Origin of the sequence: Streptomyces sp. NPDC048291, assembly GCF_043201715.1 — a bacterium.
Taxonomy (GTDB): domain Bacteria; phylum Actinomycetota; class Actinomycetes; order Streptomycetales; family Streptomycetaceae; genus Streptomyces.
The window spans coordinates 52,346-71,321 of the sequence record NZ_JBICZC010000023.1; the positions used below are offsets into that span (position 1 = coordinate 52,346).

Below are 18,976 nucleotides of genomic sequence, written 5' to 3' on the forward strand. Positions count from 1 at the left end.
GGTCGGCTCAGCCGAGCTGTCGGCGCAGCCCCGTTTTGAGGATCTTGCCACTGGCGTTCCTCGGCAGCTCCCCCAGGACGACCACCCTGCGGGGCACCTTGAAGTTGGCCAGCCGCTCCGCGCAGTACGCGATGACGTCCTGCGCGGTGGGCTCGGTCCCGCGGCGCGGGACGACGTAGGCGCAGGGCACCGAGCCGAGCCGGGCGTCCGGCATGCCGACCACCGCGGACTCGGCCACGTGCGGATGACCGGCAAGGACGTTCTCCACCTCCGCGGGGTACACGTTGAAACCGCCGACGATGATCATGTCCTTGAGCCGGTCGGTGATCTTCAGGCAGCCGTGCTCGTCGAGCCGGCCGACGTCCCCGGTGCGGAACCAGCCGTCGCCGTCGAAGGCGGCGCGGGTCGCCTCCTGGTCCTCGAAGTAGCCGAGCATCACGTTGTCGCCGCGCAGCAGGACCTCGCCGTCGTGGCCGGTCGGCACGTCCTTGCCGTCCGCGTCCACCACGCGGATCGCGATGCCCGGCACCGCGGGCCCGGTGGTCTGCTCCACATGGGCGGGGTCCTCGCCGGGCCGGGAGCGGGTGGCCACGGTGCACTCGGTGAGGCCGTACGCCTGTGCCACCGTGTCGAAGCCCAGTTCCTCCCGCATCCGCCGGAACAGCGACTCGGGGACGGTGGCGGCGCCTGCGGTCGCGAACCGCAGGGTGGAGAGGTCGTACTCCGCCAGCCGGGGGTGGTCCAGCAGGGAGACGAAGATGGTAGGCGCTCCGGGCAGTACCGAGATCCGCGCCGACTGGATCAGTTCCAGAAGTCGGCCGGCGTCGAACGTGGCCACCGGATGGATCGTGGCACCGGCCGAGAGCGCGGCGATCACCCCGGCCTTGTAACCGAAGCCGTGGAAGAAGGGGTTGACGATCCCGTAGCGGTCGGCGGGGCTGAGCTCGGCGCCCTCGGCCCACACCAGGGCCGCGCCGACGGTCTGCCGGTGCGCGCTCATCACGCCTTTCGGCAGGCCTGTGGTGCCCGAGGTGAACATGATGTCGCAGATGTCGTCGGGGCCGACGGCGTCCGCGATACGCGCGCCCTCCGCCTCGGGGACCTCGTCCGCGCGGGCGGTGAAGTCGGCCCAGGACAGCAGGCCGTCCGCGGACCGGGCGGCGTCGATGTCGACGACGGTGCGCAGCCAGGGCAGTCCGGGCGTGGGTCCGGTCTCGCCGGGCTTCGCGTCCCGCGCCACCGCGGACCGCAGCATCGCCGCGTAGTCGTGGCCGAGGAAGCCGCCCGCGAGGACGAGCACCGTGGCCCGGGAGCGCCGCAGGACGACGGCGGCCTCCTGGCCCCGGTACCGGGTGTTCATGGGTACCACGGAGGCACCCGCACACTGCGCGCCGAGCAGCGCCAGGATGAACTCCAGCCGGTTGGGCGCCCAGACCGCGACCCGGTCGCCGGGCCGCACTCCCACGGCGGTGCAGGCCCGTGCGGCCTGCAGGGCCAGTTCGGTCAGCTGCCGGTAACCGACGCGGGTCTCGCCGTCGACGACGGCCGGGTGATCCCCGTACCGCTCCGCCGCGCGGGCGAGCAGCCGGGGAATCGTCGAGGGCATCGGCGCCTCTGTCACGTGACTCCTCCAAACAACCAAACGCTTGGTAGCTATCGGGCGGATATGCTGGGCAGTGCAGGACGCGGGCCGGTGACCCGCAAGTCGCCCTCCCGGTCAGCGGGACCGTGGCGGCACGGATGTGTGGCACGATTCGATCAAAAGCTTGGTGGTCGGAGGCGGTGCCCCGGTGGAAGGGACGAACGACATGGCGGCACGACGCCCCGCGCGGACGGCGGTCCCCGCCCGGGCCGCGGCCAGGAACGGCGGCACCCGGGGCGGCAGTTCGGTGCGGCGCACGGAGCTGCTGCAGATCGCGGCGGGCATGTTCGCGAACCGCGGGTTCACCCAGACCACCGTGCGGGACATCGCCGACGAGGCGGGAATCCTGTCCGGGAGTCTCTACCACCACTTCAGTTCCAAGGAGGAGATGCTCGACGAGATCCTCCGGGACTTCCTCGGGCGGCTCCTGGAGCACTTCACGGAGATCGAGAAGGGCGCCGGGGATCCCAAGGAAGCGCTCGACCGGCTGATCACCCACTCCTTCGCCACCATCCACGAGACGCCCGAGGCCGTCGCCCTGTACCAGAACGAGGCGGACGCGCTGAGCGGACAGCCCGGTTTCGAGTACGTCGACCAGCTGGGCAAGAAGATCGAGAAGATCTGGTTGCGGGCACTCACGGCCGGGCAGAAGTCCGGCGTCTTCCGCGCCGACGTCGACGTCAACCTGACCTACCGGTTCATCCGGGACACGGTCTGGTGCACCGTGCGGTGGTACCGCCCGCGCGGCAAGTTCCGCGCGGAGGCGGTGGCGGAACAGTATCTCCGGGTGCTGCACGGGGGGCTCGTCACGGAGTGACGGGTACCTCGCGCTCGCGCAGCCGTCGGGGGTCGATGACCTCGCGGATGAGTCGCAGTTCGGTCTCGTCCGGCAGCCGGGTCGTAGTGGCGCCACTCGTGTCCATCTCGAACCCGGTGGCGCGCCGCACCTGCTCCTCGGTGACCCCCGGGTGCAGCGAGCGCACCCGCAGCAGCCCATCGTCCCCGTAGTGGAGGACGGCCAAATCGGTGACGACCACGCCCAGGTGATGGAAACGCAGGCCCCCGGCGGCCCGCGCGCGGTCGTTGCCCACGCCGCAGACCAGGTCGACCTTCTCCACGAAGACCTTCGGGGAGTGCCGGGCCACCCAGTAGTCGGTGCGGTGGTTGACGGTATTGCCCGGCGCGCCGCGCACCCCGATCAACTGGCGGGCGGGGCGCTTCCAGTCTCCGATGAGCGAGATGTTCTGGTTGCCGTACCGGTCGATCTGGCTCGCGCCCATCATGCTCTGGCGCCGGCCGCTCGCGACGATGTCGAATACCCGCCGGTAGGGCACCCAGCTCTCCACCACGCCGCCGTCCGCGGCGGTACGGCCGAGCGGTGGGGGCTCGCTCATGAAGAACGCCTCCCCGTCGCTGAGGACAAGGTCCGGGCTGGTCGTCAGACGAGCCAGTCGCGCCCCGACCGCCGGCAGCACGCCGACCGCGTGGGCGAGCACCTCACCGGCGCCGCGCCACACGTCGGCGCATGCCACGGCGCACACCTCGGCCCGGGTGATCTCCTCGGTCATCGGTTCTCCTCCCGCTCGCCGCGGTTCGCGTGGAACTCCGCCACGGCCCGGTGGTAGCCCGGCTCGTCGCCGTCGAGGAACTGCTTGCGGAACAGCTCCCAGGAGTCCGCGTCTCGCGCCGCCGACGCGTAGTGCGCCTGGAACACCTCGTCCCGCGCGTAGTCGGGCTCGCACGAGGTGAAGTGCGCGCCACGGGGTGTCTCAACGACCCCGTCGACGAAGAGGCGGCTGATCAGCAGCGACTGCGCGGGTGCCCCGTCGGCCAGCAGCTCCCCGGACGGGACGATCTGCTCGGTGCTGACATAGCAGCGGTCGGCGGCCATCGCGTAGAGGTCGTCGAAGTAGGGGTCCGGTCCCAGGTACTGGGCGTTGCCGGCGGCGTCGGCACGGTTGACGTGCACCAGGGCGACGTCCAGACGCAGCGCCTTCATCGCGACGTACTCCTCCGCGTCGTACGGCGAGGCGATGGTCACCAGGTCGGGGTTCATCGTGAGGACGTCAGAGCCGAGACCCGCCCGGGTGGGTAGGAACGACAGCCGGGCCGCGGCGGCGCGCAGCCCGGTCACGAACATGCCCTCGTCGTACTCGGCCGTCTCCACACCACCCCGCTCGCGCACGGCGCGGAAGTGCGGGTCGAGCGCGATGCTGTCCAGCGAGACGAACCCGTAGACCAGCTTGCGGACCCTGCCCGCCGCACACAGCAGACCGACGTCCGGGCCGCCGAAAGCGACGACGGTAAGGTCCCGTACGTCGGTACGCAGGATCTGCCGGACGAGCGCCATGGGTTTTCGCCGTGCCCCCCACCCGCCGATACCGATCGTCATGCCCGATTCGATGGTCCCGGCGAAGTCTTCCAGGGACATCGACTTGTCACCCATCGGCACTTCCTCTCACGCGTGCAGAGCCGAACGACACAGCGCACAAACCTAACGCTTGCTTGCTTCGGGCGACAGGGTTACCCAGCAAGCAATTGTTAGGTTACGTTGATCGGACCGACAACTCCTCGGGAACCGGGAATGGGTGAAGCGATGGCCGACAGCACGGGACACGCGGTGGTGACGGGAGGGAGCAGCGGGATCGGCCTGGCCGTGGTCGGCCGACTGCTCGGCAGGGGGATCGACGTCACCGTCCTCGACACACGGCCCATCGCCGCCCGGCCCGGACCACCCGGGGACGCCGCGCTGCGGGAGTACCTCGTGGACGTGACGGACGAGAAGGCGGTGAGCGAAGCCCTCGACGACGCCACGGAGCAGGCCGGCACGGTGCCGGGCCTGCTGGTGACCAGCCATGGCATCCGCGGGGAGTTCGCGCCGGCGCTCGACCTCGACCTGGCCGCCTTCCGGCGCGTGTACGACGTCCATGTGACCGGGACCCTGGTGGCGGCCAGGTCGTTGGTGCGGTGCCTGGAGCGAGCGTCCGGCGGCACCTCGCCCGGCGGCTCCGTCGTGACCGTCTCGTCCACGACCGCCTACGGCGGCTGGGCCAACCAGGCCGACTACGGGGTTGCCAAGGCGGCGATCCGCCAGCTCACCCAGAACCTCGCTGTCGAGTGGGCCCCGCAGGGGATTCGCGTGAACGGCGTCGCGCCGGGCCACACGCTGACACCGATGGTCCAGGAGATGATCGACCAGGGCTACGACATCGCGGCCACCGAGGCCCGCACCCCGCTCGGCCGGCTGTGCACCCCGGACGAGATGGCGGCCGCCATCGAGTTCCTGCTCCTGGACGCCACCTTCTCGACCGGCGTGTGCATGCCCGTCGACGGCGGCTGGACGGCGGTGGGCAAGTGAGCGCAGTCACCCGAAGCGCACAGCCTTCCCGCCGTCTCGGTGACCTGACGGTCTTCCCGGTGGGAATGGGCGCGATGACCCTCACCCAGGTTCCCGGCTACGACGAGGCCCGTGCGATCCGCACCGTGCACGCGGCGGTGGATGCCGGGGTGACGTTCTTCGACACCGCCGACGTGTACGGTCCGGGCGCCGGATACGGAGCGAACGAGTCGATGCTGGCCAAGGCCCTCGCGTACGCTCCAGGACCTGCCGAGAACGTGATCGTCTCCACCAAGGGCGGTCACCTCAGGCCCGGCGACCAGACCTGGGACACCGACGGCCGGCCCGAACACCTGCGCCGCGCCTGCGAGGACTCCCTGCGCCGGCTGGGCCTGGAGGAACTGCCGCTGTACTTCCACCACCGGCCCGACCCCAAGGTGCCCTACGCCGAGAGCATGGGCGCGCTGCGCGACCTCCACGAAGCCGGGCTGATCCGACGGGCCGGGATCTCCAACGCGGACCCTGAACAGATCCGGCTGGCCCACGGCATCCTCGGTGACACCCTGGTGGCGGTGGAGAACCAGTTCTCGCCCGCCTTCCGCTCCAGCGAACCCGAGCTGGCGCTCTGCGAGGAACTGGGGCTGGCCTTCCTCGCCTACGCCCCGTTCGGAGGGATGCGTCAGGCCAAGGAACTCGGCGCGCCGTACGCCCCCTTCGAGGAGGTCGCGCGGGAACGCGGCGTCAGCCCCTACCAGGTCGTGCTCGCCTGGCAGTTGCACAGGTCGCCGACGGTCATCCCGATCCCGGGGGCGAGTCGGCCGGAGTCGGTCCGGGACTCCGCCGCGGCGGTGCGGCTCGACCTCGGTGCCGAGGAAATCGCCCGGCTCGACGGCGTGGGGACGAACGAGGCCTGAGACGGAGCCGGGACGACCGGGGGCTACGGGAGTCCCGGTCGCCGGGGTCGACGACCTCAGGGACGAGGGGCCGACGGATCCGGAACCTCCACGAGTTCGACCCGGACGCGGTCGGGGTCGAGCACATAGACCACACGCCGCCCCTCCAGCGGACCCTCCCCCGCGGTGATCGGCTCCGAGAGGATCGGGACTCCCTCCGTACGCATCCGTTCCAGGACCTCGTCGAGCCCCTCCACGTCCACAGCCAGGTGCACAGAACCGGCCCGGCCGTGGTCCGGGTCGGTCACCACCGTCGACCCGCCGACGTACTGGAGGAGTTCGACGAGCGCCACCCCGAGCGGGAGACGGACGAAGGCCTGGCGGACCACGACGCCCCGGTACCCGGTCACCGCGTCGATCCTCGGACCGCTGCGCTCCCAGACACCGACCGTGGTGCCTCCGAGCACCCGCGCGTAGAAGTCCAGCGAGCGCTCCAGATCACCGACGGTGATTCCCACATGGTTGACGGAACGGGTCACGGCAGCCTTCCTCATCCGGTCCGGCGTGAACGCCGTAAGCGTACCTATCAAACGCTTGGTCAAACCCTGTCTTCCGGAAACGGGCCGCCGAGCCGTAATGTCAGCTAACCAAACAGTCGCTTGTTTCAGTTCCGGAACGGCCGGGAGGAGCCGCGTGATGGCCGGACCTTTCATCGACCTGCGGGACAAGGTCGCTTTCGTGACCGGAGCCGGGCAGGGGCAGGGCGCGGAGCACGCTCGGACCCTGGCCGGGCTCGGCGCCCGGGTCGTCCTCACCGATCTCGACGAGCGCGGCCCCCGTGCCGTGGCCTCGGAGATCGGCGGCGAGACCCTGGTCTGCCCGCTCGACGCGGGCAGCGCCGACGCCTGGAGCGAGGCGATGAACCGGGCCGGCGAGCGGTTCGGCCGCGTCGACGTGCTCGTCAACAACGCCGGCATCAGCATCCGGGAGCCCCTCGCCGAACTGACCGAGGAGAGCCTGACGGCCACGCTCCGGGTCAACCTGGTCGGCGCCGTGCTCGGTATGCGGGCGGTCATCCCCCTGATGCGCGGGCGAGGCGGCTCCATCGTCAACATCGCCTCCACCGCGGGTCTGGTCGGCTACCCGGGCGGCCTCGCCTACTCCGCCTCCAAGTGGGCGCTGCGTGGGGCGACCAGATCCGCGGCCGGCGAACTGGGCGCGCTCGGCATCCGGGTCAACTGCGTCTGCCCCGGCGCGATCGACACCGCGATGATCTCCGAGGAGACCAGGGCGGGCGGCGGAGCGGTCGCGGGACAGCCGATTCCCCGCGTCGGCACGCCCTCCGAGGTGGCCGCGATGGTGGCCTTCCTCGCCAGTGACGCCGCTCGTTACTGCACGGGCCAGGACTTCGTGGTGGACGGCGGACAGACGTCGTAGCGTCGAGGAGGGAACCGGGTGGGGCAGCGAGAGCGGGAGCGGCTGGTCGAGGCCACGCGGTCACTCGTCCGCGCCGTGGCCGTGACGGAGGTGGCCGCCGAGGAGATGGAGCGGGTCACCGAGGCCCTGTCGTCCCTGACCCGCACGCTGGAGAAGCGGGCCGGGGAGCGGTGCGTGCCGCTGCCGGTGGCGGAGACGGTCGGGGTGGAGCGGGTCGTGCTCGACCGTTACAACCCGGTGTACGTCCCGCTGGAGGTCAGCTTCTCGCGCGGCACGGCGGAGGCCACCGTCGTGCTCGACGCCCTCCGCGAGGGCCCCACGGACTCGGTGCACGGCGGAGTGAGCGCGCTGCTGATGGACAACATGCTCGGCATCGTCGTGCAGTCCACGGGGCTGCTCTGCGTCACCGGCACGCTGACGCTCCGCTACCTCGCGCGCACCCCGCTGCAACGGCCGCTCCGGCTGCGTTCCGAGATCGCGGCGCACTCCGGGCGGAAGGTGACTGTGCGCGGGTGGATCAGCCACGAGGAGGTGCGCACCGTCGAGGCCGAGGCCGTGTTCGTCGAGGTGTCCCGCCGCTGACGTGATCAGAGCACCGACAGTTCCTCGGCGAGGGCACGGAGAGTGTCCTTGGGGAACGAAGCGCCTGACATGGCGGCGAGGGATATCAGTGACGTGGTCCCGATCATCTGGAGCAGTTCCGTGTCGACCAGGGTCGGTGCGTGAGTACGAAGAACCTCGACGGCCGCAGGGTCCGAGACCAGTGCGGCGAGCGGAGTACGCAGGGAGAAGCGGCCGCTTGGATAGTCCTCCGGCCGGGGAAGGGGCTCCTGGGCCCGCTCGGCCTGGTCGCGCTGTGCCCGCACCAGGAGGTGGGCCTTGGTCGCGGGCCCTTCCGTGGGCAGTCCGAGCCGCTCGTACTGGCTGGGCGGGGCGTCGTTCGCGCGCAGCAGGTCGAGGAGGAGGTTCGCCATCCGCAGTTCCTGCACGTCGTCGACCACGGGGGTGCGTTGCCCGGGATCGGTTCGCAGGTCGAACAGGAGCGTGCCGAACTGGAAGGGGTTGAAGAACGTCCGCCCGGCCACCCGAACGGTGCGTACGCCTTTGGTGAAGGAGAAGGGCTCCGCGAGTTCGATGTCGGCCAGTTCGTCGGGGGTGAAACGGCCGCGCATGTGGGTGGGCATCAGCGTGTGCTCGAAAAGCGGTGCGTTGTCCGCCGAAACCGGTGCGCGCATGTAGACGTACCGGCCGTCTGTGACGTTGACGTGTCCGCCATGGATTCCGAACAGGCCGGCTTCGCGCACGGGTTCGTCGGCGGCGACCGGAAGGGGCAGACCCTGCATGTCGGCGGGCCGGTCCACGCCGAAGAACTCCAGCAGTGTGGGAGCCAGGTCGATGGTCTGGACGAGCGAGTCACGGCGTTCGCCGGCGCCGCCCGTTCTGGGGTCCCAGACGAAGAGCGGGAGGTGTACGAGCTCGTTGTACCAGGGCTGTACCGACTTGCCCCACCAGTTCTTCTCGCCGAGGAGCAGACCGTGGTCGGTGTTGACGATCAGCAGCGTGTCGCGCCACAGATCCAGTTCGTCCATCAGGTCCAGCACACGACCGAGTGATCTGTCGCACATGGACAGCAGCGCCGCGTACTCGAACCGGGCGTGCTGCACCTGCTCGTCCGTCTCGGCGACCTGCCGGTAGTCGGGCCAGTCGAAGTGCGGACCGGCGTAGTCGTGCGGGTAGAGGTCCTTGTACTGCTGGTGGCTGAAGAACGGCTCGTGCGGATCGAAGGTCTCGATCTGGAGGAACCAGCGGTCCTCGTCGTGGTTGGTGCGGATGAACTCCACACCGGCGTCGAAAGTGCGTGTCTGTGGGTGACGGTCCTCGGTCTGCATGTACTGCCGGTTCACCCAGTCCTGGCGGTAGCCCTCCTGCCGGAATGTCTTCAGGTCGTGCTCCGGCATGGGTGGTGCGGCGACCTGTCCCTTCCAGGCGTCGCCTTCCTGACCGCGGAAGAACTCCCAGGTGTTGTAGCGGCCGTGGTAGGTCGCCCCGCCGTCCTCCCAGTAGTGCGGGTGGTCGCTGGCCAGATGGGTGTGGACACCGCCGCGTTTGAGGAGTTCGGGCATGGAGTCGTCGAACGGCTCCAGCGGGCCCCAGCTGCGGTGCAGGAAGTTGTGGCGCCCGGTGTGGATCTCCCGCCGGGCGGGCATGCAGGGCATGGAGCCCGCGTAGGAGTTGTCGAAGGTGACGGCCCGTTCGGCCAGCCGCGCGAAGTTGGGGGCGTGGGTCCAGTCACAGCCGTACGGCGGCAGCATGTGACGGTTGAGACTGTCGAACATGACCATGATGGCTTTCATGCCGGGTCGCTCCTACGGTGGTGGATCGGTCGTGCTTGGTCGAGTCGGCTGATGTGCTCGCGGTGTGCGCCGTGAACGACGGCCCTCGCGGTCCGCGCGTCGGCGCCCCTAGCTGTCCGCAGCACATCGGAATCCGGTGTTCCCGCTGGAGGCATCGGGCTCGTTGGCGGTGCGTGCGGCTACCCGGTAGCGGTTGCAGTAGGACACGTGACACAGGTAGGAGCCCCCGCGCAGCGCCTTGGCCACTCCGTGGGAAGGCCCGGCCGGGTTCACGGCCGGACCGCGGCTGTGGTCGGCTGCCCACCAGTCGGCGCACCACTCCCAGACGTTGCCCGCGACGTTGTACAGACCGTGGCCGTTGGGCTCGAAGGCGTCCACCGGGGCGGTGCCCCGGTAGCCGTCGGCGGCGGTGTTCTTGGTGGGAAACTGTCCCCGCCAGATGTTGCAGCGGTAGGAACCGCCCGCGTCGAGTTCGTCTCCCCAGGGGTAGCGGGCCTGCTCCAGACCTCCGCGGGCGGCGTATTCCCACTCGGCCTCGGTCGGCAGCCGCTTGCCCGCCCAGTGCGCGTAGGCGGCGGCGTCGTTCCAGGAGACGTGCACGACAGGGTGGTTCCCACGGCCGTCGAGTCCGCTGCCCGGGCCCTCCGGACGGTCCCAGGTCGCCTCACCGACCGCGCACCACCACGGGACGCCGGGCGGGCGGGGCGACACTCGGCGCAGCCGTCCCGGGAGGAACCCCGCGAAGACGAAGGACCAGCCGATGCGCTGCGCCTCGGTGGTGTAGCCGGTCTCGGCGACGAACCGTGCGAACTCGTCGTTGCTGACCGCGTGGGCGTCGACCCGGAACGGGTCCACCCGCACGCGGCGCACCGGTCCCTCACCGTCGCCGGGAAACCCCTCGGCGTCGTCGGTGCCCATCAGGAACTCGCCGCCGGGCAACTGGAGCATGGGGGCGGGATCCGAGCGGTGGGCACGTTGTCCGGGCAGGACCCCGGAACTCCGCCCGGGTCGTTCCGGGCGCCTCGGCGTACAGCAGCCCGGACCGCGGTCCTCGTCGCTCATCCCCGGTTCTCCCCGGCTGGTACGGCCGGGTGGCCGTCGACCGTCACCACGGCTGCGAGCCGCCGGGAGACGGCCGCGATCCGCTCGGGTGGGAGGAGATCCGGCAGGAATCCGCTGAGGAGGGACAGCGGAGCCTGACAGCAGCGCTCGAATTCCGCAAGGGCGACCAGGTCCGGGAGTTCCTCCTCCAGAATGATCCTTCCCTGGCCGTCGGCGTAGATCTCGCCGAGCAGGGTGTTCTCCACGGACCAGCCGGCATCCGGTTCGGGCTCCTCGTCCGGCGTCATCGTCGAGGCCCAGTCACCCCAGGGACTCTGCGCACTGCCGACACGCTGGGTGGCTTCGTAGTAATGCGCCAGGCCGTCACGGCGCAGATACTCCTCACCGGCGAGGAACTCGTCACCGAGTCGCTCCAGCCACCGGTCCAGTTCTCCGTCGAGACGGTCGCGCTCGGATCGCGCATCGGCGCGGTGACACAGGTTGTTCATCTGGTACGGATCGGCCACGTTGTCGTAGAGCAGCCACGGCCCGTTCCGGGTCCGCACGTACGTGTACCGCTCGTCGCGGACTCCTCGGTACTCGCCGAAGCCGTACTGCCGCATCGTCGCGAAGGGAACGGGTGCGCCGAGGAAGGCCGAAGTCGGCTGAGGTGCGCGCCGGTCCAGCACATCGGTGCCCTGGACTCCGGCGGGCACCGGCAGGCCGGCGAGCCCGAGCAGGGTCGGCATCAGGTCCGGCGAGTTGAAGAGGACCTGGCTACGGGCCGGCGGAAGGGTACCTGCGTGACGAATCAGCAGGGGCACCCGTACGGCCTCCTCCCAGGGGGTGAGCTTGTGCTCAAGCCCCTGGGAGAACAGCATGTCGCCGTGGTCCGAGGTGAAGACCACGATCGTGGACCGGTCCTGGCCCGTCTCCTCCAGCGTCGACATGAGCAACCCGACGCAGTCGTCGACGGCGGCGATGTGGGCGTAGTAGCCACGCAGGTCGGTCTCGGCCTCCTCGCGCCGCGCGTCGGGAACGTTGGCGCGCAGCGTGATCGGCCGGTCGCGGTACCTGGTCGCGTACGGGGCCGGTGCGGAGTCCAGCGGGAAGTGCGGAGGGCCGTAGGACACCACCATGAAGAACGGTTCGTCGTCGGTGCGCCGCCGCAGGTAGGCGCAGGCGTCGGCGGTCTGCGCGATGGCGTCGTACCCGTCCCAGTAGCGCCGGGTGTCGTCGTCGCCTTCGAAGTAGACGGAACGGTTGTAGTCGTGCGTGCACTCCGCGGACTTCCAGTACCGGAAACCGAACCTCCCTTCCGGCGGGATGTAGCTCTCCCTGCGCTCGAAGCGTCCGCCGGGACTGCCGTGCAGATGCCACTTGCCGATGTGGGCGGTGTCGTAGCCGGCGGCCGCGAACACCTCGGGCAGGGCCCGGGTGGCCGGTCGCAGGGGGACGTCGTTGATGAAGACGCCGTGGGTGAGCGGGTACTGGCCGGTCAGGAACGACGCCCGCGAGGGGCAGCAGATCGGCGTCCCGGCGATCGCCTGGTCCAGGCTGAGGCTCTCGGACGCGAGCCGGTCCAGGTGGGGCGTACGCGCGTTCTCGTCACCGGCATGGCCGAACGCCTGGGCCCGCCACTCGTCCGTGATGATCAGGAGGACGTTCGGCCTCTGTCCGGTCATGGTGCTTGCCTTGCCTCTCGTGACGGCGGAGCGTGGACAGGTCCTGCGGTTCGGCCGACCGGCAGATACCCGAACAGAGGCTTCGTTCGGTTCACGCCGGGGCGTCGCGGCCTTCCCGTAGGCGGACACAGTGCCCCCGGCTCCGTCGTCACGGGTGGCGCCGGGTGTCCGTCAGGCCAGGAGGGCACGGTGGCGGCGGGGGCCGCACCGAGATTCTCGATACGGCCTTTGCGACAGGAAGGATCGGTACCGGCGTCCACGACGCCCCTGTGGTGCGCGAACCCGTTGGTGAGACCGCAGAAGCGGGACCGGTCGGCGGCGGGTCGTCGCGATCCACCGCGTGAGTTCCACCGGGCCATCGGGACGCCGGCCACGATCAGGACGCCCTGGTGACGGCGGCGGTGAGTCGTATGTCGGCGGAAGAGCGCCCCACGCTCAGCCAGTGCGCTTCGGAACGCGCAACCCAGCCGCCGTCCGCCCAGGCGGCGAGCGTCCGCGCCGACACTCTCAGGGTGGCTACGACGGCCTCGCCCGAGCCCGCCTCGACAGTGGCGAAGCCGACCAGTCGCCGTGGCTCGCTGCCGTCGGCAGGCTCCAGGTAGGCCTGGACGACCTCGCGACCGGCCCGCCCACCGGCGTTGCGGACGGTGACCCGGACGGTGAGTCCTCGGGCCAGGTCACCGGTGAGGACGAAGTCCTGGTACTCCCAGGTGGTGTACGACAGTCCGTGGCCGAAGGGGAAGAGCGGTGCGGCACGGTCGGCGTCATACCCGCGGTAGCCGATCCGGCCGCCCTCCGCGTAGTCCAGAACTCCGTCGACGGGCTGGGTGGACAGGACCGGCACATCGGCCTCGGCAGCCGGGAAGGTGGTGGGGAGCCGGCCGCCGGGTTCGGTGCCGGTGAGGATGTCGGCGATGGCGTCGCCGCCTTCCTGACCGGGGAACCACGACCACAGGAGCGCGGCCGGCCGTTCGGCCCACGGGAGGAGGAAGGGGGCGCCCGCGTTGACGACGACGGCCGTACGGGGGTTGGCGGCGCAGACCCGTTCGACCAGTTCGTCCTGGCGGCCGCGGAGGGCGAGCGTCGTACGGTCGGCGTTCTCGGCTTCCGTGTCGGCGTCGCTGCCGACCATGAGGATCACGACGTCCGCTTCCGCAGCGGCGGCGACGGCGGCGTCCAGCTCCTCCTCGTCGGTCCCGCGAGGCGTGTCGTACCCCAGGCCGAGCAGGGTGATGGGGTAGGGGAGGTTGCGCTGTGGAGCGACCCGCAGCATGACCTCCGTCTCACCGCGAACGGCGGGGAAGGTGAAGGTGTGTGACGGGGGGTTGAGCAGCAGCGCGGCAATGTCGTCGCCGTCCTGGAGCTGCTCGTACGTCTGCGGCGGCTGCCCGGGGACGTGCAGGGTGAAGTGTCCGGTGCCGACGACCGACAGCCGGTGGGTGCCGGAGTCGTCGAGGCTGAGCCGGGTCCGCACGACCAGGTGGTCGACGTCGTCTCCGAGAATGACCGGGAACCAGACGTTGGCGGGATCCCGGTGTTCGTCGGACAGCAGACCGCCGTCGGCGGCCCGGTACTCCAGGCGCACGCCGGGCTCGCCGTCGACCGGGTCGGTGGCGGTCGTGCCGTCGAGCGTCAGGAGCTTGGCGTGCGGGAAGACGCCCTGGTGGACAGTGATCTCGACGTCTTCGCCGAGCACCCGGCGCAGTCCTTGGAGCGGCGTGACGACGCGTTCGGGTGTCACGTGGGCGCTGCCGCCGCCCTGCGCGGCGAAGCGGACCGCGTTGGGGCCGATGAGCGCCACCTTGCGCAGGCCGGAGGGGTTCAGGGGCAGCAGTCCGTCATTGCGCAGCAGGACCGAGCCGGTGACCGCCAGATCCCGCATGCGGGTGTGCACGCCTTCGGGAACCGGTGCCGCCTCCGGTGCGCGGACCCCGTCCAGGGCCCCGGTCCGGGCCGCCAGCCGCAGGATCCGCAGCACCTTGTCGTCGATCACCGTCTCGGGCACCTGCCCCTTTTCGACGGCGGCGATCAGCGCGTCGCCCCAGGGGCCGTCCGGACCGGGCATCACGAGATCGAGCCCGGCCAGGGCGGAGGCCTCGGTGGAGCGGACGGCCTGCCAGTCGGAGACGACGACGCCGTCGAAGCCCCACTCCTCCTTCAACACCCCGGTCAGCAGTGCCCCGTTCTCGGTCATCGTCGTGCCGTTGACCGAGTTGTAGGCGGCCATCACGACCCAGGCGCCGGCCTCCTGCACCGCCGCCTCGAACGGCGCCAGGTACGTCTCACGCAGGGTCTTCTCGTCGATCCGGGCGTCGTACGTCATACGCTCGGTCTCCGAGTCGTTGCCCACGAAGTGCTTGACGGTGGCGGCCACGCCCGTCGACTGCACGCCCTTGACGAAGCCGACCGTCGTCCGGGCGGTGAGGAGCGGGTCCTCCGAGTAGCACTCGAAGTGCCTTCCGCCCAGGGGTGAGCGGTGCAGGTTGACGGTCGGGGCGAGCAGGACGTGGATGCCCATCTCCCGTGCCTTCAGCCCCATCAGCCGACCTGCCTCGTACGCCGTGTCCTCGTCCCAGGCCGCGGACAGTGAGCTGGGGCTGGGGAAGAGCAGGGCGGGCGGTGTGTCGCCGCCGAAGGACGTGCCGCGGGGGCCCACGGGCCCGTCGGACAGGGCGAGGGAAGCGAGGCCGGCGGCGGCGACCGGTGTCAGGGTCCAGGCGTCGCCGCCGGTGAGCAGGGTCACCTTCTCCTTGAGGGACATGGCGCCGAGGCGCCTGGTGAGGTCCGCTTCGTCGACCGGGTTCCGAGGGGTCATGAGGGGACGTGCCTTTCGTGTGACGGGTGAAGATTCCGGGACCGCCGTAGCGGGGCAGTGGTCGCACGGCGGTCCCGGGGTCCGGTGGGGCGCTCAGCCGGTGACGGCTGCTCCCTCGTCGACGTCCTGTGCCTTCCGCAGCCGCGGCACGAGCGCCACGGCGAGCAGTCCGAGCACCGCGAGGCCGGCGGCGAGGAGCATGGCTCCGCGGTAGCCGTCGTCGAGATAGAAGCGGGTGCCCTGAAGGACGGTGCTGTGCTTGGCGAGCGTCACGTAGACGAGCTGGGTGATGACGGCCGTGAACACGCCCTGGATCATGCCCTGGAGTCCGTTGGCGGTGGCCTGCTCCTCGGGTGTCACGGCTTCGATGATGAGGACGGGCGCCGACGAGACGATCATGCCCAGTGCCAGGGCGGTCACCGTGCCCAGCAGCATCAGCTGGGTGTCGCTGTAGTGCCACTGGCGCTGGAGGAGGAAACCGGCCGCGGCGAGCAGGGCACCGAGTCCCAGGGGGAGACGGGCATCGAGTCTGCGCAGGGCCACGCCGGTGCCGAAGCCGGTCAGAAGGATGAGAACGCTGGACGGGATGCCGATGACCGCGTAGTGGGTGGCGGTCATCCCGAGGCCGTCGGAGACCTGTGGGATCTTGGGGAAGAGGACCAGCAGCTGGCCGATGATGCCGGTACCGAAGACGGCGGCGGACACCAGGGCGGTAGCCAGCAGAACGCTCCACACGGAACGCCTGGCCATCATGCCGAGCTTGAAGAGCGGGTGCGCGCTCCTGATGTCGCTCACCACGTACAGCAGCACGGCGAGGATCCCTCCGATGATGAAGGCGAGGGTGGTGGAGTGGGTCCAGCCCTGCTCGCCGCCCTTGCCGACGCCGTAGGTGAGGGCAGCCGCGCCGCCGCCGAGGAGGGCGCCGCCGAGCCAGTTCACCTTCGTGCGGGCCACCCGCTGCGGGGTCTCGGGCACCACGAGGAACAGCAGCAGCAGCCCGACGGCCGTGGCGCCGGCCAGGGCCCAGAGCACGCCGCGGAAGCCGAAGTCGTCCAGCAGCCAGCCGGTCAGGAAGGGACCGCCGAGGGCGACGAAGGCGATGCCGCCGCCGATCATGCCGCTGGCGGTGCCGACCTGCTTGGGCGGGAAGATCTCGCGGACGGACGCGTAGGCGAGGGCGCCGATCGGACCGTAGAAGCCCGCGATGCCCCGGCCGACCAGGAGCACGCTGTAGTTGGTGGCGAGAGCGGCGACGATGTCCCCGACGAGGCCGAGCAGGGTGATGACGATCATCACGTTCCGCTTGCCGTAGAAGTCGGAGAGTTTGATGACGAACGGGGCGACGACCGTGGCGGTCAGCGCGTTGACCAGGATGAACCAGCCGATCGCCGTGGTGTGGAAGTGCTGGGCGACGGCGGCCTGGGCGTTACCGCCCAGCAGGCCGGCGAGGGACAGCAACTGGGTCGGCCACATCAGGGCGAGCGCGATGAGTGCCAGCCGGACGCCGAGGCCCCCGCCGCCGGAGGAGGACGCGGCCGGCGCCGATGCGGTCACGGGGGGCGGGGAAGGAGTGGTGGAAGAAGACACGGCTCTGTGACCTCTCGTCGCGGGGCGGGACCGCGCGGCTCGGCGGTCTCGCGAAGGTGATCGGGCCGGGCGGAGGGAAGCCCGGAGACGACATGCGGTCGGCACGGGAGCGGCCATGGCGGCACCCGCTGCGCTGTCCGGGAGCGCGGAGGGTGAAGCGCCCTGGGACATTGGAACCATTCAGTTCCATGGCAGCCATGGCAGGGAACCGGAACCCCGGCCGCCCGCCCGCCCCACACGGTCGTTGCCGTGTGCGGTCGGAGTGGACGGTGCGGAGCGCGCTTCCCCGTACCGAACACCCGGACCGTTGGGACACATGACGAGCACCTGGTTCACATTTCAGAAACCTAGCGACGTTCGGGATTGATGGCTAGGGTTTCGGCCAAACATTCTGAGCTGTTCCGCGGAGGGCCGACCGCCATGGGCGGGCCGGCGAACAGGACGAGTCCCTCGACGAAGAGCGTGTCGGCGACGAACAGCAGGTTCTCCGGCCTGTGGTCCGGTTGGCGCCACTCGTTGGCCGCCCGGTGACGGGGATCGCCGAGCCCGCTGCCCCGGGCCTGGTCAGCGGGGACTTCATGGCGCCCTCTCCGAACCGGCCGTGGGGACCGACCCGACGATGATCCCCACAGGCGAGGGACCGCTGCGGCTCTCGGCGATCCGTGCCGCATCCCGCCGGGTGCCGGCCTACGAGCCCTCCGTCCGCACGGACGCGGGCCGGGTCCGCACCACGTCGGATACGCGCTCGCGTCCGCAAGGCCGAGCCCGGATGGCTCATCCGTCATGCCGACCACGACGGCCGACTCGGACGCGACGACCGGTCGTCGCGTACCGCTGACGGTCCCCCCCGCCGGCGGTACGGGCGTCTGCGGCGCATCCGGGTATGGAGGGACGGCGGCGGATCAGGCGAAGGCGGCCACCGAACGGACGATGCTGCCCGGGACCAGGCCGGCACCTCGATCCCCGGCAGAACGAACCGGGCGCTGTCCGATGGTTCATGACGGCCCGGAGCACCCGCCCGGAGGGCCACCCCTCACTCATCGGTCAGGAGGGCATGGATCTCTGCGGCCTGTTCCGTGCTGTGCTGCGCCACTTGCTGGTAGTAGCCGGTGCGGGCGATGCGATACTGCCCGACGGCATTGAGGCTGGCGAGCATCTCCGCCTGTTTGACGGCCATGATGTTGGGGTCGATGACCGAGATGCCGCGCAGGCTTTCGTCCTTCGCCGCCGTGATCTCGTAGCAGGCGGAGACGATGGTGCAGGCGATGACTATCGTCTCCGCGCCGGCTTCCCGCATGATGCGGAGACTGGTGCCATAAGCGTCCTGGGCCACTGCGGCCGGACTCTTGATCATGTCGTCGATGAACCAGCCGACGTGCGAGACGGCCAGGCAGTTCTGTTCCTGGCCGTAGATCCGGACGCGGTCGGCTATCTCGGTGGCCGCCTTGTGATGGCCGGTGACGACGGCGTAGCGGTGGCCGAACGGGCGAGCGTTCATGATCGAGGCTTCGAGCGGTCCAACGACGGGGATGTCGACCAGTTCGCGACACTGGGTCAGACCCGGGTCGTAGCAGCAGCCGATGACGAACGCGTCGAAGCCGTCCCTCTCCGCCCGGATCGCGGCCTTCATGATGCCGACCTCGACCAGATGCTTAGCCGCGAAGTAGTCCATGTTCTCCGGGACGATGTCGAGGTTGCGGACTTCGACTTCGGTGCCGCTCTGGAGCGACGGCGTGAGCACGTCATGGATCAGCTGGTTGTAGGCGGGTGTGCCGAACGGCTTCAGGAAGCAGATACGCATGGTGGATTCCGTTTGATCCGAAGGAAGATGAACGGTGTGTGCCACGGATCGTCACCCGGTCTCCGCCAGGAGCCGGGCCTGCCGGTCCGGACGCCGCGGCTGGACTCCGGCGCATTCGGCCCTTGCCGGTGAGGTGAGGCGGCGGTCGTGGTCCAGTCCCACGACCGGGACCGCCTCGTCGGACGGCGACGGCCTCTCCGGCCTCGGCCTCCAGAAACAGCCGGGCCGGATCGGGGGAACTCATCACGGTGCCACTTTCTTCAGAGGCCGCCACCGAACCGGCGGGTGCGGGCCAAGTTAGCCGCCCAGGGTTCCGACGATGGATTGGTCGGATTCCCGTTCGTGGGGCCCATCGCTGTGAGATGCCCAAAAGGGTCTCAGAGT

15 protein-coding genes are annotated in these 18,976 nt (G+C 70.2%); 5 read left to right on the forward strand and 10 right to left on the reverse strand.

All coding sequences use genetic code 11. The annotated features are described in order from the left end of the window. Positions 1 to 7: 7 nt before the first annotated feature. Positions 8 to 1,621 carry an AMP-binding protein gene (locus tag ACGF5O_RS45535; RefSeq protein ID WP_393815826.1) on the reverse strand — a complete coding sequence of 538 codons (1,614 nt, stop codon included), beginning with the start codon at positions 1,619 to 1,621 and terminating at the stop codon, positions 8 to 10. Positions 1,622 to 1,808: 187 nt separating this feature from the next. Between ACGF5O_RS45535 and ACGF5O_RS45540 the strand changes: the two genes are divergently transcribed. Next, positions 1,809 to 2,459, forward strand: coding sequence for a TetR/AcrR family transcriptional regulator (locus ACGF5O_RS45540; protein WP_393815827.1), 651 nt, complete (start codon positions 1,809 to 1,811; stop codon positions 2,457 to 2,459). Here ACGF5O_RS45540 and ACGF5O_RS45545 read toward each other — a convergent pair. Then, positions 2,449 to 3,210 (reverse strand): CoA-transferase subunit beta, encoded by a 762-nt coding sequence (locus ACGF5O_RS45545; protein ID WP_393815828.1) that lies wholly within the window; start codon positions 3,208 to 3,210, stop codon positions 2,449 to 2,451. The genes ACGF5O_RS45540 and ACGF5O_RS45545 overlap by 11 nt on opposite strands. Next, positions 3,207 to 4,088, reverse strand: a complete 882-nt coding sequence (locus ACGF5O_RS45550; RefSeq protein ID WP_393815829.1) for a CoA transferase subunit A — start codon at positions 4,086 to 4,088, stop codon at positions 3,207 to 3,209. The genes ACGF5O_RS45545 and ACGF5O_RS45550 overlap by 4 nt, the downstream gene beginning before the upstream one ends. A 150-nt stretch (positions 4,089 to 4,238) precedes the next feature. Here ACGF5O_RS45550 and ACGF5O_RS45555 point away from each other — a divergent pair, with 150 nt between their 5' ends. Both ACGF5O_RS45555 and ACGF5O_RS45560 read left to right on the forward strand, forming a co-directional pair. Further along, the gene (locus tag ACGF5O_RS45555; protein ID WP_393815830.1) at positions 4,239 to 5,000 is read left to right on the forward strand and encodes an SDR family NAD(P)-dependent oxidoreductase; all 762 of its coding nucleotides are present in this window, start codon (positions 4,239 to 4,241) and stop codon (positions 4,998 to 5,000) included. Between the two features lie 65 nt (positions 5,001 to 5,065). Beyond that, on the forward strand, positions 5,066 to 5,893 hold the full coding sequence (locus tag ACGF5O_RS45560) for an aldo/keto reductase (RefSeq protein WP_393815891.1): 828 nt from the start codon (positions 5,066 to 5,068) through the stop codon (positions 5,891 to 5,893). Positions 5,894 to 5,949: 56 nt separating this feature from the next. Here the strand turns inward: ACGF5O_RS45560 and ACGF5O_RS45565 are convergent, their stop codons facing one another. After that, positions 5,950 to 6,411 carry a VOC family protein gene (locus tag ACGF5O_RS45565; RefSeq protein ID WP_393815831.1) on the reverse strand — a complete coding sequence of 154 codons (462 nt, stop codon included), beginning with the start codon at positions 6,409 to 6,411 and terminating at the stop codon, positions 5,950 to 5,952. A 157-nt stretch (positions 6,412 to 6,568) separates the two neighbouring features. Between ACGF5O_RS45565 and ACGF5O_RS45570 the strand changes: the two genes are divergently transcribed. Next, positions 6,569 to 7,309 carry an SDR family NAD(P)-dependent oxidoreductase gene (locus tag ACGF5O_RS45570; protein ID WP_393815832.1) on the forward strand — a complete coding sequence of 247 codons (741 nt, stop codon included), beginning with the start codon at positions 6,569 to 6,571 and terminating at the stop codon, positions 7,307 to 7,309. Between the two features lie 18 nt (positions 7,310 to 7,327). Next, on the forward strand, positions 7,328 to 7,891 hold the full coding sequence (locus ACGF5O_RS45575) for a PaaI family thioesterase (protein WP_393815833.1): 564 nt from the start codon (positions 7,328 to 7,330) through the stop codon (positions 7,889 to 7,891). A gap of 5 nt (positions 7,892 to 7,896) precedes the next feature. Here the strand turns inward: ACGF5O_RS45575 and ACGF5O_RS45580 are convergent, their stop codons facing one another. The 6 genes from ACGF5O_RS45580 to ACGF5O_RS45605 form a co-directional block, all read right to left on the reverse strand. Next, positions 7,897 to 9,663 (reverse strand): sulfatase, encoded by a 1,767-nt coding sequence (locus ACGF5O_RS45580; RefSeq protein ID WP_393815834.1) that lies wholly within the window; start codon positions 9,661 to 9,663, stop codon positions 7,897 to 7,899. Positions 9,664 to 9,771: 108 nt separating this feature from the next. Then, positions 9,772 to 10,725, reverse strand: a complete 954-nt coding sequence (locus tag ACGF5O_RS45585) for a formylglycine-generating enzyme family protein (protein ID WP_393815835.1) — start codon at positions 10,723 to 10,725, stop codon at positions 9,772 to 9,774. Next, complete coding sequence (locus ACGF5O_RS45590) at positions 10,722 to 12,389, reverse strand: sulfatase (protein WP_393815836.1); 1,668 nt, start codon at positions 12,387 to 12,389, stop codon at positions 10,722 to 10,724. Before ACGF5O_RS45590 ends, ACGF5O_RS45585 begins: the two co-directional genes overlap by 4 nt. 376 nt (positions 12,390 to 12,765) lie before the next feature. After that, the gene (locus ACGF5O_RS45595) at positions 12,766 to 15,204 is read right to left on the reverse strand and encodes a beta-glucosidase (RefSeq protein WP_393815837.1); all 2,439 of its coding nucleotides are present in this window, start codon (positions 15,202 to 15,204) and stop codon (positions 12,766 to 12,768) included. 93 nt (positions 15,205 to 15,297) lie between these two features. Further along, positions 15,298 to 16,758, reverse strand: a complete 1,461-nt coding sequence (locus tag ACGF5O_RS45600) for an MFS transporter (protein ID WP_393815838.1) — start codon at positions 16,756 to 16,758, stop codon at positions 15,298 to 15,300. Between the two features lie 1,066 nt (positions 16,759 to 17,824). Continuing rightward, the gene (locus ACGF5O_RS45605) at positions 17,825 to 18,592 is read right to left on the reverse strand and encodes an aspartate/glutamate racemase family protein (protein ID WP_393815839.1); all 768 of its coding nucleotides are present in this window, start codon (positions 18,590 to 18,592) and stop codon (positions 17,825 to 17,827) included. Between the last annotated feature and the right edge of the window lie 384 nt (positions 18,593 to 18,976).

Coding starts and splice junctions, on each gene's coding strand:
- ACGF5O_RS45540 (WP_393815827.1), top strand. CDS start 1,809: ATGGCGGCACGACGCCCCGCGCGGACGGCGGTCCCCGCCCGGGCCGCG.
- ACGF5O_RS45545 (WP_393815828.1), bottom strand. CDS start 3,210: ATGACCGAGGAGATCACCCGGGCCGAGGTGTGCGCCGTGGCATGCGCC.
- ACGF5O_RS45550 (WP_393815829.1), bottom strand. CDS start 4,088: ATGGGTGACAAGTCGATGTCCCTGGAAGACTTCGCCGGGACCATCGAA.
- ACGF5O_RS45555 (WP_393815830.1), top strand. CDS start 4,239: ATGGCCGACAGCACGGGACACGCGGTGGTGACGGGAGGGAGCAGCGGG.
- ACGF5O_RS45560 (WP_393815891.1), top strand. CDS start 5,066: ATGGGCGCGATGACCCTCACCCAGGTTCCCGGCTACGACGAGGCCCGT.
- ACGF5O_RS45570 (WP_393815832.1), top strand. CDS start 6,569: ATGGCCGGACCTTTCATCGACCTGCGGGACAAGGTCGCTTTCGTGACC.
- ACGF5O_RS45580 (WP_393815834.1), bottom strand. CDS start 9,663: ATGAAAGCCATCATGGTCATGTTCGACAGTCTCAACCGTCACATGCTG.
- ACGF5O_RS45585 (WP_393815835.1), bottom strand. CDS start 10,725: ATGAGCGACGAGGACCGCGGTCCGGGCTGCTGTACGCCGAGGCGCCCG.
- ACGF5O_RS45590 (WP_393815836.1), bottom strand. CDS start 12,389: ATGACCGGACAGAGGCCGAACGTCCTCCTGATCATCACGGACGAGTGG.
- ACGF5O_RS45595 (WP_393815837.1), bottom strand. CDS start 15,204: ATGACCCCTCGGAACCCGGTCGACGAAGCGGACCTCACCAGGCGCCTC.
- ACGF5O_RS45605 (WP_393815839.1), bottom strand. CDS start 18,592: ATGCGTATCTGCTTCCTGAAGCCGTTCGGCACACCCGCCTACAACCAG.